Origin of the sequence: Paucibacter sp. M5-1 (genome assembly GCF_027498415.2) — a bacterium.
In the GTDB taxonomy this organism is placed as follows: Bacteria; Pseudomonadota; Gammaproteobacteria; order Burkholderiales; family Burkholderiaceae_C; genus Roseateles_E.
The window spans coordinates 3,317,232-3,332,822 of record NZ_JAPZLM020000001.1; the positions used below are offsets into that span (position 1 = coordinate 3,317,232).

Consider the following 15,591-nt stretch of genomic DNA (forward strand, 5'->3'; position numbering starts at 1 on the left):
GGTGAGCGGTATTGTCGGGTGTCGGCGGGGGACTTGAAGGGCAGGCTTGTGCGAGCTACGGCCTGGCACCGGCCGCCAGCCAGGCGGCAATGGCGGCCAGATCGGCCTCGGGCAGGGCCTGCGGCGGCATCGGCACCGCACCCCAGATGCCGGTGCTGCCGCTCTTGAGCTTGGCGGCGTAGTACTCGCGCGCATCGCTGCGGTCCTTGTATTTGGCCACCACCTCGCGGAACGAGGGGCCGACCACCTTGCTGTCGGTCTGGTGGCAGGCCATGCAGGCGTGCTGCTGCAGCAAGGCGCTGACCGGCTTGGCGGCGGCGGCGGCCTGTGCCGGCGGCGCCTTGGGCTGGGTGTCGATGCCGCGCTGCGGTCCGACCAGGCGCTGCTGCTGGGCCAGATTGCCATGGGCGTCGCGGGCGAAATCGGGCAGATAGGACGCGACCTTGGCCTCGGGCGCGCAGTTCTTCACACAGGCCGAGCCCTGCACATCGGGCTTGGCGCCGGCCGCGAACTCGGCACCGGGCCACAAGGCATGGCGGGTCGATTTGCCGTTGCGATTCGGCAGGCGCTGCTGCACCTCGGCGATGTTCTTGTCCGAGAGTTCGCCGTCCGAGGGCAGCACATCGGCCAGCGACAGCATATAGGCCGTCACCGCATAGACCTCGTCGGGCTTGAGGGACTTGGGCGCGGTCCAGGGCATCGCGCGGTTGATGTAGTCCCACAGGCTGGATAGCTGGGAGACTTTCATCATCGTCGTGCGGCCGGGGAAGCTGTTGTCGCGCAGGCTGGCGACACGACCGTTCTTGATGTCCTCCTTGGTGGTGCCGCCGATGAGCGGGCTGAACACCTCGTTGGACTCGCCGAAGACACCGTGGCAGCCGGCGCACTTGGCCTCCCAGAGCTCCTGGCCCTGGGCCACCGTGCCGCGCCCGGGCGGCAGGCCCTTGAAGTCGGGCCGCACATCGATGTCCCAGGCCTTGATCTCGGGCGGGGTGGCGCTGCGGCCTATGCCTTCAAACTTGGGCGCCTGGGCCGAGGCAAGACCTGTCACCAGCGCCAGTGCCAGCGTCAGGGTTTTAAGAGAGCTGGACATTCTTGACCTCGCCGCTCTCCTGCACCAGCCAGGTCTGGATCGCGTTGTTGTGATAGATCGAGCGCCGACCACGCACCGCGCGCAGCTGGGCGTAGTTGGGCTGTACATGGCCGGTGTCGTCGGTGGCCCGGCTCATCACCAGGGTCGCCTGGCCGGCCCAGACCCAGTCGAGGTTGAAGCGGGTCAGGCAGCGGTCCAGCACCGGGGTCTCCAGCCGGGCCGGCCGCCAGTTGCGGCCGCCGTCGACCGAGACATCGACCTTGGCGATCTTGCCGCGGCCCGACCAGGCCAGACCGCTGATGTTGTAGAAGCCTTTGTCCAGCAAGACCTGACCCCCGCTAGGCGTCGTGATCACGCTCTTGACCTCCTGGATCGAGGTGTACTGGCGGTGCAGCCCGTCGGGCATCAGGTCGATGTAGTGGATGTTCTCGTCCTTGCTGGCCCAGGGCTGGTCGCCGACCTCGATGCGGCGCAGATACTTCACCCAGCTGACGCCCTGCACGCCGGGCACCACCAGGCGCAGCGGATAGCCGTTCTCGGGTCGCAGCATCTCGCCGTTCTGGCCATAGGCCAGCAGCACCTGGCCGCTCCTGACCAGCTCCATCGGGATGGTGCGCGTCATCGCCGAGCCGTCGGCGCCCTCGGCCAGCACGAAGCGGGCGCGCTTCAAATCGACGCCGCACATCTCCAGCACATCGATCAGGCGCACGCCGGTGAACTCGCTGCAGCTGAGCATGCCGTGGCTGTACTGCACGGTGGGCACGGCCACATTGCCCCACTCCATGCCGGTATTGGCGCCGCACTCGATGAAATGAAAGCGCGACACGCTGGGCAGGCGCATCAGTTCGTCCATCGTGAACACCATCGCCCGCTTCAGCATCTTCTCGTCCGAGCCGTTGACCATCAGCCGGTGCGTGCTGGGGTCGATGTCCCACCAGCCCTGGTGATGGCGCTCGAAATGCAGGCCGCTGGGCGTGACGATGCCGAACAGGCCCTGCAGTGGCGCGAAGGACACCGAGGCCTGGCGGGTCTGCGTCAGGCCCGGGCTTTGGCGACGCTGCAGATTGCTCTCGTACTTGGACGGCTTGCCATAGCCCTCCAGCGCCACCGGCTGGCCCAAGCTCAGCGCATGTGGCGGCAGGTTCAGGATGTTGGGGTCGCCGCCCTCGGCAGGCACAGGGTTGGCCTGGGCGCGCAGCGCACCGGTGGCCAGCGCCGCACTGGCCGCCGCAAAGGCGCCGCGCAGGAAACGGCGCCGCTCGGCCGGCCCCTGCTGCTGCATCAGGGTCAGGTCTTGCCGGCTGAGGAAGCCCTCGGGCGCCCGCCGCAGCCGGCCGGTCTTCTCATTCATCGTCTGGTCTCCTTCAGCCCCGGGCCATCAGCAGGCGCTCGGCGGGCTCGACCGCCTGCGGGTCATCCATCTCGATCGCGATCTGCGTGCAGACCGCGCGGCACAGCGCGACGGCGCGCTCGTTGCTGACGCGGTAGAACATCTGCACCCCGTCGCGACGCCGCGCCAGGATGCCGGCGCGGTAGAGGTGGCCGAGGTGCTGCGACATATTCGGCTGCGTGGTCTCGATCTCGAGCAGCAGCTCCGACACGCTTTTCTCGCCGTTGCACAGCGCGCTGATGATCTTCAGCCGCAAGGGCGTGGCCATCAGCCCGAACAGCTCGGCGGCGATCTCGTACACCCGGTCGGCCTCGGCCGGCGGCTCTGTCTGGGGTTTCATGGCTTCACATCAACATATAAGCAATTACTAATTTATACCTCTTGAGCCTGATCAAGCCTGGGATATACCCTGGGCGCTATGGCCACCGCACAGGGCTTGCCCCCATGCACAATTTGACTCACCGCCATTGCCTTGCAGTCCGGCATCGTGAAACTCCCCTTCAGCGCCACCAAGCACCTTGCCCCCGTCAGCAGCGGGTCGGTGAAGACGCGCACGCTGGCCGTGCTGGTCCTGGTCGGCCTGCTGGGCGTGGCCCTGGCGGCCTGGCTGCGCGCCGGCCATGAGGCCAGGCTGGCCACCGAGCATGTGCTGGGCATGGCGCTGCAGGACCTGCTGCTGGTGCTGGCCCTGGGCTTGGCCAGCGTGCTGATGCTGGAGCGCCTGCTGCTGCGGCCGCTGCGCCGTCTGGCCGAGCGCGCCCACAGCTTCGATCCCAGCCTGCCGCCGAGCTCGCTGTCATGGCCCGACACGCAAGGCGGGCCGCGCGAGCTGCACCAGATCAACAAGGCCTTCGAGCGGGTGCATCAGAGTCTGGGAGCCCAGCTGCAGCAGGAACAGTCGGAGGCCGCGCGCCTGCGCAGCGAGGTCGAGCAACACGGTCGCGTGCTGGCGCAGACGCAACAGGCGCTGGACGCCGCCCGGCGCGAGCTGGCGGCGCTGAGCCGTTCCGACACCTTGACCGGCCTGGCCAACCGCCGCGAGTTCGACGACGCGCTGCGCCGCGAGTTCAAGCGCGCCCAGCGCCAGCACAGCCGGCTGGCGCTGGCGGTGATGGACCTGGACAGCTTCCGGGCCTACAACGAGCAGCAGGGCCGGGCCGCCGGCGACGCGGCGCTGCAGGCCTTTGCCAGGCTGCTGGGCGAGCGCTTCAAGCGCGATACCGATGTGGTCGCGCGCCTGGGCGGCGAGGAGTTCGTCGCGCTGCTGCCGGGTTTCGATATGGAGATGGCCCAGGGCCTGATGGAGCAGCTGCGCGAGGACTGGCGTGTGCTGGCGCTGGCTCATCCGACCAGCCCGGCCGCCGACAAGATCCTGACCGTCAGCATCGGCCTGGCGGCCTACAGCGCCAGCCACCCCTATCTGAGTCCGCAGGCCCTGCTGCAGGCGGCCGACGAGGCCCTCTACATCGCCAAGCATGCCGGTCGTGACCGGCTCAGCCTCGCGGCTTGACGGCCCACCCCCGACGGCGCTACGCGCCACCCCCTCAAGGGGGCAGAGCCCGATGGACCGGCAAAGCCGGATCCATGGGCTCAGCTCGGTCGAACCAAGCTCCCGCCGCGTGACGACGGGTTCAGCGTCCTCTGGACTGCGCTTCGTTGAGCTGCTCGCTGACGCGGCGCGCGGCGCGCAGCACCAGAGTCTCGTCGAGCTGGGCCTGGGGCGCGATCGCGTGGGCGACCTCTTCCAGGTCCGCCGGCTTGTTCATCAGCACCCAGGCGATTGCCGAGATCGCGCAGATGCTGCGGCGCTGGGCCGCCTCGGGGATCAGCAGGCCATCCTGGATCTGCACATGGTGACGCACGCTGGTGACCGCCGCCGGCGCCAGGCCCCAGCTCTCGCACAAGGCCGCACCCAACGCGTCATGGCTGACGCCGAAGGCCGTGTGCTCCAGCTGCACCAGCTCGGCATCGGTCTGCGCGGCGCGCAGCATGGCCGGGTAATGGGCCGAGGCATGGCGGTACAGCACCGCCTTGCCGCATTCCTCGAACAGGCCGGCCGAATGCGAGGCCCAGGGATCCACACCCAACATCTGGCCCATGCGACCCATCAAGAGGCCGCGCTGCGAGGCACGGGTCCAGACCGGCTCCAGCTCGGCGGCCGGCGGAAACGCGGCCCGCAGCCCCATCTCGAAGGTGATGGCCGCGACCTCGCGCATGCCCAGATAGGTCAGCGCCTGGTGCACGGTCTGCACCCGGCCCTGCAGGCCATAAAGCGAGGAATTGACCGCCTTCAGCACGGCGGCGGCCAGCGCCATATCGGTCTCGACCAGGCCCGAAATCGCCGGCAGGTCCACGTCTTCCGCCGCCATCAGCAGCGACAGCTTGACCAACACCTCGGGCTGGGTGGGGATCTCGATGTCCAGGGTACGAAGTTGTGGATCGACAGGCATGGTCTCTTGTTTATCGCTTGGGGCCAGGGACTGAATAGTAGCGCCGCTTGGCTCAGCGTAGAAACGCATCCCAGCCAGTTTTCAGAATCAGCGCACTGACGACGACGACAAACATCCCGCGCACAAAGCCCGCGCCATGTTTCAAGGCCATGCGCGTGCCCAGGAGGCTGCCCAGCACATTGGTGACGGCCATCACCGCCGCGATATGCCACCAGACGTGGCCCTTCATCGCGAACAACAGCAGGGCCGCGGCATTGGTGGCCGTGTTCAGCAGCTTGGCGCTGGCCGAGGCATGCAGGAAGTCGAAGCCCAGGAAGCGCACGAACAGGAAGACGAAGAAGCTGCCGGTGCCGGGGCCAAAGAAGCCGTCGTAGAAACCGATCACCAGGCCGATGGCGCTGGCCAGCCAGGCCTCGCTGGCGCCGCTGTGGCGCGGCGCGTGTTCGCGGCCCAGGTCCTTCTTGGCCAGCGTGTAGATCAGCACCGCCAGCAAAATCAGCGGCAGCGCCTTGCGCAAGCCGCTGGGGTCGACCAGGGTGACCGACCAGGCGCCGGCGAAGCTGCCCAGCAGCGCGGCGCCGGCGGCCGGCAGCAAGGCATGCCAGGGCAGGGTGACGCGGCGCGCGAACTGCGCCGTGGCCCAGGCCGTGCCCCAGATCGCGCCGCCCTTGTTGGTGCCGAACAGCGTGGCCGGCGCGGCGCTCGGAAAGACGCTGAACAGCGCCGGCACCAGCACCAGCCCGCCACCGCCGACCACGGCATCGACAAAACCGGCCAGCAGGGAGGCCAGGGCGACGGTGACAAGCTCAAGCATGCGACGTGATTCCGGACGGCAACAATAAAACGGGCACCATCAAGGTGCCCGCGAATGGTGACAGTGTCACTGAAATCGTTCGAATTGCTTTGAATTGCTTGCTTTGTTTGTCTCCTCAGCCCCGCCTAGCAGCCGCTGTTCGCACAACGACTGCATCGAGTGAGATGGAATGTAGGGATTCAAAGCCATGCACGCACTTGGGGTTTTCACTTGTGACAAAGCTCTTTTTTGGTGCGTGAGCAGGCGCTCACTGTTCCGATCAATGCCTTCAAGCATGAAGATGTCATTTTTCTGACACGCACCCATCGCGACGATCCCAGCGGGGATCGCGCAAATTTGCGGCGCTCGGCGTGGTGTGGATGCCGACAAGCGCGGTCGCCGGAATGGGTTTTTTCCGGGCTTGGCCGGTGGCGGCGCATGGAAAGATCGCTGCATGCGCTTTTCACCGATCATGGCCCTGACCCTGCTGCTGGCCGGCTGCGGCGGTGGCAGCTCCGGCGGCGATGCCGCCCCCCCTGTGGCCGCACCGCCCGTGCCGACCCTGAGCCTGCCCAGCACCGCGCTGAGCGCGGCCGAGCTGGCGGTGCTGGTCGCCGAGGGCGATGCCTTGTCCGAGGCCATCGCCAGCCACTACCAGACGGCACGCGGCCTGGCGGCGAGCCAGCTGATACGGCTGTGGCTGCCGAGCCGCTCCGATGTCATCTCGGCGGCCGACTTCGCGCTGCTGAAGGCCGAGATCGACGCCAGGCTGCCCGGCAGCGCGCAAGCGAGCTTGCTGACCTGGACCGCCCCTTCGCGGGTGGCCGGCCCCAGCTGCTCGATGAGCATCACCAGCGCTTTGGCCCTGGGCTTCGATGAGCGCTACTGCTCGAACCGCTGCGGCGCCACCGCCGCCTCGCCGCTGTACGACTCGGAGTCGCGCCGGCCCTGGACCGATCACCGCATCCGGCCGGCCATGATGCTGGGCGCCCGCACACTGGAGGCCGCCCAGGCCCTGATCGCTCGCGGCCTGGCCGCCGACGCCAGCCAGCCCGGCGGCGACGGCTATCTGCTGCGCAGCAGCGACGCGGCCCGCAGCGTGCGCTACCCCGACTATCTGGCGCTGCCCGCCGCCTGGGCCGGCCGCCTGCGGCTGGAGTATCTGGACAATGTGGCCGGCAGCGGCAGCGACAGCCTCAGCGGCCGCAGCAATGTGCTTTTCTACTTCACCGGCCTGAGCCGGGTGCCGGGTCTTGCCGGCAACAGCTTCCGCCCTGGCGCGGTGGCCGATCATCTGACCTCCTTCGGCGGCCATCTGCCCGACGGCAGGGGTCAGATGCCCGTCACCGCCTGGCTCGATGCGGGTGCGACGGCCAGCTACGGCACGGTCGAGGAGCCCTGCAACTTCACGCAGAAGTTCTCGCGCGCCTCGGTGCTGATCGACCATTACTACCGTGGCGCCAGCCTGATCGAGGCCTACTGGAAGTCGGTGCAATGGCCGGGCCAGGGCCTGTTCGTCGGCGAGCCGCTGGCCCGCCCCTTTGCCGACGCGCCTTCGTTCACGATAGACGGCGGCCAGTACCTGATCAGCACGCGCGCGCTGCGCCCGGGCAGCGCCTACGCGCTGGAATACCAGGACAGCGCCGGCGCCTGGATCGCGCTGGCCGGCCTGACACCGGAACGCGCCCAGATGCAGACCCTGCGCGCGCCGTTGCCGCCGGCCGGCACCACCCGGCTGCGCTGGGTCGGCCCCTGCCCCACCGACAGCGCGCAGCGCTGCACGCTGGCGAGCAGCGGCTGAGCCGGCGCCTGGCGACTCAGTCCAGGCTGATGCCGGCCTTCTTGACCAGCTTGGCGTAGCGCTCCTGCTCGCTGCGGAAGAAGCTGGCGGCCGCTTCCGGCGTTGTCGGGTTGATCACATTGCCCTGCCTGGCCATCGCCTCGCGGACCTCGGGGGCGGCCAAGGCCGCCGTGAACGCCGCGTGGAAGCGCTTGACCTGGGCCGGCGGCAGCCGGGCCGGGCCGACCACCGCGAACCAGCCCTCGATCGCATAGTTCGGCAGGCCCTGCTCGGCCACCGTGGGAATCTCGGGCGCGGCCGGCACCCGCGCGGCGCTGCCGACGCCGATGGCGCGCAAGGCCCCGCTCTTCAGATGGCCCTGGATCGAGGGCAGTGACAGCACGCCCAGGTCGACCTGGCCGCCGATCAGGTCGGCCACCATGGGGCCGACGCCCTTGTAGGGAATATGGCGCATCACGACGCCAGCCTCGTCGACAAACATCTCGGCGCCCAGATGCAGGATGGTGCCGTTGCCCGAGGAGGCATAGTTGTAGACATCGGGCTTGGCCTTCAGCAAGGCCACCAGTTCCTTGACGTTGGTGGCCGGCAGCTTGGCCGGATTGACGACCAGCACAAAAGGCGTCGCGCCCACCACCATGATGGGCGTGATGTCGTTCAGCGCATCGAACGGCATCTTCTTGTAGACGCTGGGGTTGACCACATGGTTGTTCGAGACCACGCCCAGGGTCAGGCCATCGGGCGCGGCCTTGACCAGGGCGGCGGTGCCGGTGATGCCGCCGGCCCCCGGCAGGTTCTCGATCACCACCGCCTGGCCGCCCAGCGCCTTGGACAGCGCCGGCGTGACGGCGCGGATGATGGTGTCCACGCCCGAGCCGGCACCGACCGGCAGGATCAGGCGCAGCGGTTTGTCGGTGGCGCTGTCGGCATGGGCGCCGCCGACAGCGAGGAGGGCAGCGAGCGCCACCAGGGCGCGGCGGTTGAGAAAGCTCATGGTTTTTTGTCTCCGGTTGTTGTTGTGTCGGGCGAGCGTCAGGCGATCGGTGCTTTCAGGCGGGCAAGAATCTCGTCGGTGTGCTGGCCGATGCCGGGCAGCGGCATGCGCACCCCCGGCCGGCGCCCGCCCATCAGCAGCGGCAGCAGCACGACATCGGTGCAGCCGCCATCTTCCGTCTGCATCGGCGCCAGCCCGCCGCTGGCACGCAGATGCGGGTCGTCCAGCAGCTGCTCGGGCCGCATGATGGGCGCATAGGGCAGGCCCACGGCCTCCAGCGCGGCGCTGAGCTCGCCGATCTCGCGCGTCTTCAGGCTCTCGCCGAGTTGTTCCAGCAGCTGCGGCCGCACAGCGACGCGCTGCGCATTGGTCTGCAGCGCCGGATCGGCGGCCAGGTCGGGGCGCTCCAGCAGACGGCACAGGGTCAGGTATTGCTTGTCGCTGACCGCGCCGATGAAGAGCTGCTCGCCGTCCTTCAGGCCGAAGACGTCGTAGACGCTCCAGGCCGAGACCCGCGAGGGCATCGGCGGCGGCGGCTCGCCGGTCATCGAGAACTGCTGCATATGCTGGGCCGACAGGAACACACAGTTCTCGAACAGCGCGCTCTGCACCTCCTGGCCGCGGCCGGTGGCCTCGCGCTCGCGCAGCGCGGCCAGCACGCCGATCGCGCCGAACATGCCGCCCATGATGTCGTTGACCGAGGTGCCGGCCCGCAGCGGCCTTCCCTTCGGACCGGTCATATAGGACAGGCCGCCCATCATCTGCACCACCTCGTCGAGCGCGGTGCGGTGCTCGTAGGGCCCGGGCAGAAAGCCCTTGTGCGAGACATAGATCAGGCCCGGCTGGGTGGTGGACAGGCTCTCGTAGTCCAGGCCCAGGCCGCTCATCAGCCCGGGGCGGAAGTTCTCCAGCACCACATCGCTGGCGGCGATCAGTTCCTTCGCGGTGGCGCGGCCGGCCTCGCTCTGGATGTCCAGCACGACACTCTTCTTGTTGCGGTTGAAGCTGCGAAAGAAGCCGATGCCCAGGCCCGGCAGGCGCCGCGTCTTGTCGCCACCGGGCGGTTCGATCTTGATGACCTCGGCGCCAAGATCGGCCAGGATCATGCCGCAGGTCGGGCCCATCACCATATGGGTGAACTCGAGCACGCGGATGCCGGCCAGCGGCAGTGGTCGTTGGTCGTCTTCGGTCATGCGCTTCTCACATCCATGGTCTTGGGCAGGCCGGCGCGCCAGAGGCTGCCGTGCAGCGGCTCGCCCTCCAGCCAGCCGGCGACGCGCCGGCGCAGGGCCAGCAAGGCATTCAGATCGACGCCGGTCTCGCAACCCATGCTGGCCAGCATGAAGGCCAGGTCCTCGGTCGCGGCATTGCCGCTGGCGCCGGGCGCATGGGGGCAGCCGCCGATGCCGGCCAGCGAGGCGTCGAAGCGGGTCACGCCCACCTGCAGCGCCGCACAGACATTGGCCAGCGCCAGGCCGCGGGTGTCATGGAAATGGCCGCAGCAAAAGCGCTCGCCGGCGATCTTGCGCGCGGCTTCGCAGAGCTCGCGCACCGCACGCGGGTCGGCAAAGCCCACCGTGTCGGCCAGGCTGACGCGATCGGCGCCGGCGTCCAGCAAGGCCTGCATCAGGCGCAGCACCTCGGCCGGCTCGACCCGGCCCTGCAGGGTGCAGCCGAAGGCCGTGCCGACGCCGCCTTCGATCAGCGCCCGGCTGCCGGCCGCGTCGCGGGCGGCGCGGATGCGGGCCAGCTCGGCAACCACCTCGTCCGGGCTCTTGCGCAGATTGGCCTGGCTGTGCAGCGCGCTGGCCGACAGCGGCAGGATCATCAGATCGGCACCGCCGGCGATCGCCGCCTCCGCGCCGCGCAGATTGGGCACCAGCACCGAGGCGAACAGGCCGGGCAGCTCGCGCTTGGCATAGTCGAGCAGCGCGCCGGTGTCGGCCAGCTGCGGCAGCAGCCGCGCCGGCACGAAGGAACCGAGCTCGATCTCGCGCACGCCGGCCGCGTATTCGGCGCGCAGCCACTCGATCTTCTGCGCGGTGGGCAGCACGCGCTGGAGGCTTTGCAGGCCGTCGCGCAGGCCGACCTCGCGGATCTGAACCGTCTGGGCTGTCATCGGTTTTGTCTCCTTGATGCCCGGACTCTAGAGATTCCCGGCAGCTTCACAAGTGGTATGTTGTCAGCCCTGAAGTGCCGAATCGGAATTCCAGACATGCGCGACCTCGACCTGAAAACCCTGCGCCTGCTGGTGGCCGTCTGCGAACACCAGAACATCAAGCAGGCCGCGCTGCAGGAACACATCGAGCCCTCGGCGATCAGCAAGCGCATTGCCGCGCTGGAGGCCGATCTGGGCACGCCGCTGCTGCTGCGGGGTCGGCGCGGCGTGCTGCCGACACCGGCCGGCCAGGCCCTGCTGGAACATGCGCGCAGCATGCTGTTCACGATGGAGCAGGTCGAGCAGGACATGGCCGCCTTCAGCGCCGGCACGCAAGGCCATGTGCGCTTGGTCGCCAGCGCCTCGGCGATTGCCGAGCGCCTGCTGGACGATGTCGCCGCCTTTATGCGCGCGCCGGAAAACCGGCTGATCAAGGTCGATATCGAGGAGCGCTTCTCGCGCGACCTGGTGCGCATCGTGCGTGACGGCAGCGCGGCACTGGGCGTCTGCTGGGACAGCATCGCCTTCGAGGGCCTGGCCACCCGGCCTTACCGACGCGACGAGCTGGCGCTGGCCGTGCATGCGGAGCACCCGCTGGCGCGCCACAAGAAGCTCGCCTTCGCCGACACGCTGGCGCACGAGCATGTGGGCCTGCAGCCGGCCACCGCGGTGCACATGATGCTCAGGCGCGCCGCGGCCCAGGCCGGCGGCAGCCTGCATTACCGCGTCATCGTCTCCAATTTCGATGCGGCCTTTCGCGTCGTCGCGGCCAATCTGGGCATCGCGGTCGTGCCGCGCCAGGTCGGCGGTGCCTATCTCGAACGGGGCGTGCGTCTGATCGCGCTCAGCGACGCTTGGGCGCAGCGGCGCTTCGCGGTCTGCTTCCGGCCCGGCGGGCTGTCGGCGGCGGGTGAGCGCATGTGCGAGTACCTGGCAGCCATGGCCGAGCGCTGAAAGCGCCTAAAAGCCGGCTTTTTCCACGGCTGCCCCGGGCGGCGATCCACTACGCTGGACCGCTTGTCAGCACGCCACCCCGTTTCGGAGAAGCCTTCATGCAAGACATGACCCCATCGCCAGCGAGTTCGCTGGGTCGCCACAGCGTGGCTTTTCGCCTCTGGGCCTCGGTGATCGCGGTCATCGTCGCGCTGATCGCGGTGATCACTTTCGCGGCGGTACGCAGCGGCAAGGTGCAGGAGCAGACCACCGCCGTGGCCGCCGCGATGGACGCCAAGGTCGACGCCGCCAGGCGCTGGGCCGGCCTGACCACCACCAATGTCGTGCGGGTGCAGGCCACGGCCGCCAGCACCGACCCGGCCGTCGATGCCTTGTTCAAGGAGGTGATTCCTGCCACCATCGGCGAGATCAGCAAGGTCCAGAAAGCCATCGAGGCGATGGAGCTGAGCGACAAGGACAAGGCCTTGATGGACAAGGTCGCGGCCGAGCGCAAGACCGTGCTGGAATCACTGGCCAAGATCCGCAGCATCAAGGCCACCGATCCGGCCGCCGCCGCCCAGGAGCTGAGCGCGCGCTTCAATCCGGCGGTCGATGTGTATCTGAAATCACTCAACGAGTTCGCTGAGGAGCAGGTCCGCGCCAAGGCCGAGATCCTGGCGGAGCTGGCCGAGCAGCGCAAGAGCACGGTGCGCATCGCCGGCGTGTTGATCGCGCTGGTCGTGATCGGCCTGATCGCCGGTGCGGTCTGGCTGGTGCGCTCGATCCAGCAGCCGCTGGCCCAGGCCATGCAGGCGGCCGACCAGATCGCCGGCGGCGACCTGACGACCTCGGTGCATGTGAGCCGGCGCGACGAGTTCGGCCTGCTGCTCGGCTCGATGGAGCGCATGGTGGCTCAGCTGCGCAGCGTGGTCGGCGAGGTGCGCCAGGGCATCGAGTCGGTGTCCACCGCCTCCAGCGAGATCGCCACCGGCAACCATGACCTGAGCGCCCGCACCGAGCAGACCGCCTCCAGCCTGCAAGAGACCGCCAGCTCGATGGAAGAGCTGACGGCCACCGTCGGCCACTCGGCCGACACCGCCCGCCAGGCCAACCAGCTGGCCGGCTCGGCCGCCGAGGCTGCGGTGCGCGGCGGCCAGGTGGTCGAGCAGGTGGTCAGCAATATGGCCCAGATCACCGAGAGCTCGCGCAAGATCGGCGACATCATCGGCACCATCGACGGCATTGCCTTCCAGACCAATATCCTGGCGCTGAATGCGGCGGTGGAAGCCGCGCGCGCCGGCGAACAGGGCCGGGGCTTCGCGGTGGTGGCCGCCGAGGTGCGCTCGCTGGCCCAGCGCTCGGCCGAGGCCGCCAAGGAGATCAAGACCCTGATCGGCGCCTCGGTGGAGCGGGTCGAATCGGGCGCGCAGCTGGTCGAGCAGACCGGCACCGCGATGCAGGACATCGTCACCAGCGTCAAGCGCGTGACCGACCTGATCGGCGAGATCGCCTCGGCCGCCACCGAGCAGCGCGACGGCATCGCGCAGGTCAATGTGGCCGTCACCAACCTCGATCACATGACGCAGCAGAACGCCGCGCTGGTGGAAGAGTCCGCCGCCGCCGCGCAGTCGCTGCGCGAGCAGTCGGCACGGCTGGCCGAGGTGGTGTCGGTCTTCAAGGTCGATCAGCAGTTCCAGGCCAGGGCCGCCATCACGGCGCCGTCGCCGAAGCCGATCACCAAGAGCGCGCCGCGTCCCGCGCCGGTGGCGGCGAGGAAGCCGGCACCGCCGAAGCCGGTCGCCCGTCCTGCGCCGGCTCCCGCGCCCAAGGCCAGCCCGGCGCCGACCACCGACGAGTGGGAATCCTTCTGAGCCCTCGCGCCGGCAGGCGCTCGGTCCTTCGGCAGGCGTCGGACAAGCCGCAGGGCTTGTCCTCGGTCCTGCCTCAGTCCCAAACTGGCGCCAGGCCCTCTGGATTGACCAGACGGCCCCCACGCTCCAGGCCCGCGATCTGCGCCATCTCGTCCGGGCTCAGCACCAGTTGCTGCGCCAGCAGATTGCTGGCCAGGTTCTCGCGCTTCGTCGAAGACGGGATGACCGCATAGCCCAGCTGCAGCGCCCAGGCCAGCACGACCTGGGCCGGCGTGGCGCGGTGCGCTGCGGCGATGCGGATGATCAGCTCGTCCTTCAGCACCGCCCCATAGGCCAGGGTCATATAGGACGTGATGGGCACGCCCTGGCTGCGCGCGAACTCGACGAGTTTGCGGTTCTGCAAATAGGGATGCAGCTCGATTTGATTGGTCGCGATGGGCTCGGCGCCGACCGCGGCGATCGCCTGCTTCAGCAGATCCACCGTGAAGTTCGAGACGCCGATCTGGCGGGTCAGGCCTTGCGCCTTGGCCTCCATCAAGGCCGCCAGGGTCTCGGCCAGCGGCACGGCGCCGCCCGGCGAGGGCCAGTGGATCAGGGTCAGATCGAGGTAGTCGGTGCGCAGCTTGGCCAGGCTGTCCTTGATGCTGGGGATCAGCCGCTCGCCGGCCAGTTGCTCGGTCCAGATCTTGGTCGTCAGGAAGAGTTGCTCGCGCGGCACACCGCTCTCGGCGATGGCCTGGCCGACCTCGGCCTCGTTGCCATAGATCTGGGCCGTGTCGATGGCCCGGTAGCCAAGTTCCAGCGCGGTGGTGACCGAGTCGATCACGACCTGACCCTTCAGGCGGAAGGTGCCGAGGCCGAAGGAAGGAAGGGTTTTGTTCATGGTTGTTCCTTGATTCATGTCAGTGGCCGACCGGCGCCGGTCCGCCGCGCGACGGGCTGGTAAAGCCGCTGCGCCTGTCCAGCGCGCCGCTCCAGGCCGTCAGGCCCAGCGCGCCCAGCACCACCAGGGCCCCGATCCAGGGCGTGTTCAGAACGCCCCAGCGCGCGACGATCTCGCCGCCCAGCAGCGCGCCGCCGGCAATGCCCAGATTGAAGGCCGCGATATTCAGGCCCGAGGCCACATCGATGGCGCGCGGCGCGTGGATCTCGGCCTGCTGCACCACATAGACCTGCAGCCCGGCCACATTGCCGAAGGCCACCGCGCCCCACAGCAGCACGGTCAGCACCACCAGCGGCTTGGATGCAGCGGTGAAGGCCAGCAGCAGCAAGACCGCGGCCAGCAGCGCGAAGATGATCTTCAGCGCGCCGATGGGCCCGCGCTGGTCGGCCAGCTTGCCACCCCAGAGATTGCCCACTGCGACCGACACCCCGTAGGCCAGCATCACCAGGCCGACGGCGCTGGCATCGAAGCCGGCGACGTCCTGCAGGATGGGTGCCAGATAGGTGAAGGCCACAAACGAGCCGCCGTAGCCGACCGCCGTCATCGCATAGACCAGCAGCAGGCGCGGCTCACGCAGCACGGCCATCTGCTGCAACAGCGAAGCCGGCTTGCTGTGCGCGATGTTTCTGGGTACGAAGAGCAGGCTGCCGACGAAGGCAATCAGGCCCAGCGCGGCGACCGCCAGAAAGGTCGCGCGCCAGCCGAAGTGATGGCCGATGAAGGTGCCGAGCGGCACGCCGGTCACCAGGGCCACGGTCAGGCCGGTGAACATGGTCGCGATCGCGCTGGCGGCCTTGTGCTTGGGCACCAGGCCGGTCGCGATGGTCGAGCCGATCGAGAAGAACACGCCGTGCGCCAGGCCGGTGACGATGCGGGCGGCGATCAGGCTCTCATAGCCCGGTGCCTGCCAGGCCAGCAGATTGCCGGCGGTGAACAGCAGCATCAGACCCAGCAGCAAGGCCTTGCGCGGCACGCGGCCGGTCAGCGCGGTCAGCACCGGCGCACCGATGGCGACGCCCATCGCATAGAGGCTGACCAAAAGGCCGGCCGAAGGCACGCTGACGCCGAGGTCGGCGGCCAGCGTCGGGATCAGGCCGACGATGACGAACTCGGTCGTCCCGATGGCAAAGGCGCTGAGGGTCAGCGCCCAGAGGGCAAGAGGCATGAT

15 protein-coding genes are annotated in these 15,591 nt (G+C 68.8%); 4 read left to right on the plus strand and 11 right to left on the minus strand.

Translation table 11 applies throughout. The features are described 5' to 3' along the window. Window positions 1-55: 55 nt before the first annotated feature. Genes O5M90_RS15490 through O5M90_RS15500 form a run of 3 tightly spaced genes read right to left on the minus strand, consistent with a single transcriptional unit; the run spans window position 56 to window position 2,823 of the window. Window positions 56-1,093 (minus strand): c-type cytochrome, encoded by a 1,038-nt coding sequence (locus tag O5M90_RS15490; RefSeq protein ID WP_269839445.1) that lies wholly within the window; start codon window positions 1,091-1,093, stop codon window positions 56-58. Beyond that, window positions 1,077-2,444: a sulfite dehydrogenase gene (gene soxC, locus O5M90_RS15495; RefSeq protein ID WP_440402150.1), complete on the minus strand. Its 1,368-nt coding sequence runs from the start codon at window positions 2,442-2,444 to the stop codon at window positions 1,077-1,079. The genes O5M90_RS15490 and soxC overlap by 17 nt, the downstream gene beginning before the upstream one ends. Before the next feature lie 13 nt (window positions 2,445-2,457). Next, window positions 2,458-2,823: an ArsR/SmtB family transcription factor gene (locus O5M90_RS15500; protein WP_137945522.1), complete on the minus strand. Its 366-nt coding sequence runs from the start codon at window positions 2,821-2,823 to the stop codon at window positions 2,458-2,460. A 201-nt stretch (window positions 2,824-3,024) separates the two neighbouring features. Between O5M90_RS15500 and O5M90_RS15505 the strand changes: the two genes are divergently transcribed. Continuing rightward, complete coding sequence (locus tag O5M90_RS15505) at window positions 3,025-3,993, plus strand: GGDEF domain-containing protein (RefSeq protein WP_269839446.1); 969 nt, start codon at window positions 3,025-3,027, stop codon at window positions 3,991-3,993. A gap of 121 nt (window positions 3,994-4,114) precedes the next feature. Here the strand turns inward: O5M90_RS15505 and O5M90_RS15510 are convergent, their stop codons facing one another. From O5M90_RS15510 to O5M90_RS15520, 3 genes are all read right to left on the minus strand, one after another. Further along, window positions 4,115-4,933 (minus strand): HDOD domain-containing protein, encoded by an 819-nt coding sequence (locus tag O5M90_RS15510; protein ID WP_137945524.1) that lies wholly within the window; start codon window positions 4,931-4,933, stop codon window positions 4,115-4,117. Window positions 4,934-4,985: 52 nt separating this feature from the next. Further along, the gene (locus O5M90_RS15515; protein ID WP_137945528.1) at window positions 4,986-5,747 is read right to left on the minus strand and encodes a sulfite exporter TauE/SafE family protein; all 762 of its coding nucleotides are present in this window, start codon (window positions 5,745-5,747) and stop codon (window positions 4,986-4,988) included. Window positions 5,748-5,813: 66 nt separating this feature from the next. After that, entirely contained in the window at window positions 5,814-6,200 is a 387-nt protein-coding gene (locus tag O5M90_RS15520) for a hypothetical protein (protein ID WP_272645431.1), read from the minus strand. Between O5M90_RS15520 and O5M90_RS15525 the strand changes: the two genes are divergently transcribed. Continuing rightward, window positions 6,181-7,527 (plus strand): TIGR03790 family protein, encoded by a 1,347-nt coding sequence (locus tag O5M90_RS15525; RefSeq protein ID WP_440402153.1) that lies wholly within the window; start codon window positions 6,181-6,183, stop codon window positions 7,525-7,527. The genes O5M90_RS15520 and O5M90_RS15525 overlap by 20 nt on opposite strands. A 16-nt stretch (window positions 7,528-7,543) precedes the next feature. Here the strand turns inward: O5M90_RS15525 and O5M90_RS15530 are convergent, their stop codons facing one another. The 3 genes from O5M90_RS15530 to O5M90_RS15540 are packed head-to-tail and all read right to left on the minus strand — an operon-like array spanning window position 7,544 to window position 10,637. Beyond that, window positions 7,544-8,518, minus strand: coding sequence for a Bug family tripartite tricarboxylate transporter substrate binding protein (locus O5M90_RS15530; RefSeq protein WP_269839448.1), 975 nt, complete (start codon window positions 8,516-8,518; stop codon window positions 7,544-7,546). A gap of 38 nt (window positions 8,519-8,556) precedes the next feature. Further along, window positions 8,557-9,711 (minus strand): CaiB/BaiF CoA transferase family protein, encoded by a 1,155-nt coding sequence (locus tag O5M90_RS15535; RefSeq protein ID WP_269839449.1) that lies wholly within the window; start codon window positions 9,709-9,711, stop codon window positions 8,557-8,559. Next, on the minus strand, window positions 9,708-10,637 hold the full coding sequence (locus O5M90_RS15540; protein WP_269839450.1) for a hydroxymethylglutaryl-CoA lyase: 930 nt from the start codon (window positions 10,635-10,637) through the stop codon (window positions 9,708-9,710). Before O5M90_RS15540 ends, O5M90_RS15535 begins: the two co-directional genes overlap by 4 nt. A gap of 96 nt (window positions 10,638-10,733) precedes the next feature. Here O5M90_RS15540 and O5M90_RS15545 point away from each other — a divergent pair, with 96 nt between their 5' ends. Both O5M90_RS15545 and O5M90_RS15550 read left to right on the plus strand, forming a co-directional pair. Then, the gene (locus O5M90_RS15545) at window positions 10,734-11,630 is read left to right on the plus strand and encodes a LysR family transcriptional regulator (RefSeq protein WP_269839451.1); all 897 of its coding nucleotides are present in this window, start codon (window positions 10,734-10,736) and stop codon (window positions 11,628-11,630) included. A gap of 98 nt (window positions 11,631-11,728) precedes the next feature. Next, window positions 11,729-13,480, plus strand: a complete 1,752-nt coding sequence (locus tag O5M90_RS15550; protein WP_269839452.1) for a methyl-accepting chemotaxis protein — start codon at window positions 11,729-11,731, stop codon at window positions 13,478-13,480. A gap of 73 nt (window positions 13,481-13,553) precedes the next feature. On the opposite strand, the gene dkgB is transcribed toward O5M90_RS15550, so the two are convergent. Both dkgB and O5M90_RS15560 read right to left on the minus strand, forming a co-directional pair. After that, window positions 13,554-14,363 carry a 2,5-didehydrogluconate reductase DkgB gene (dkgB, locus tag O5M90_RS15555; protein WP_269839453.1) on the minus strand — a complete coding sequence of 270 codons (810 nt, stop codon included), beginning with the start codon at window positions 14,361-14,363 and terminating at the stop codon, window positions 13,554-13,556. A gap of 19 nt (window positions 14,364-14,382) precedes the next feature. Then, window positions 14,383-15,588: an MFS transporter gene (locus O5M90_RS15560; protein ID WP_269839454.1), complete on the minus strand. Its 1,206-nt coding sequence runs from the start codon at window positions 15,586-15,588 to the stop codon at window positions 14,383-14,385. Window positions 15,589-15,591: the final 3 nt, after the last annotated feature.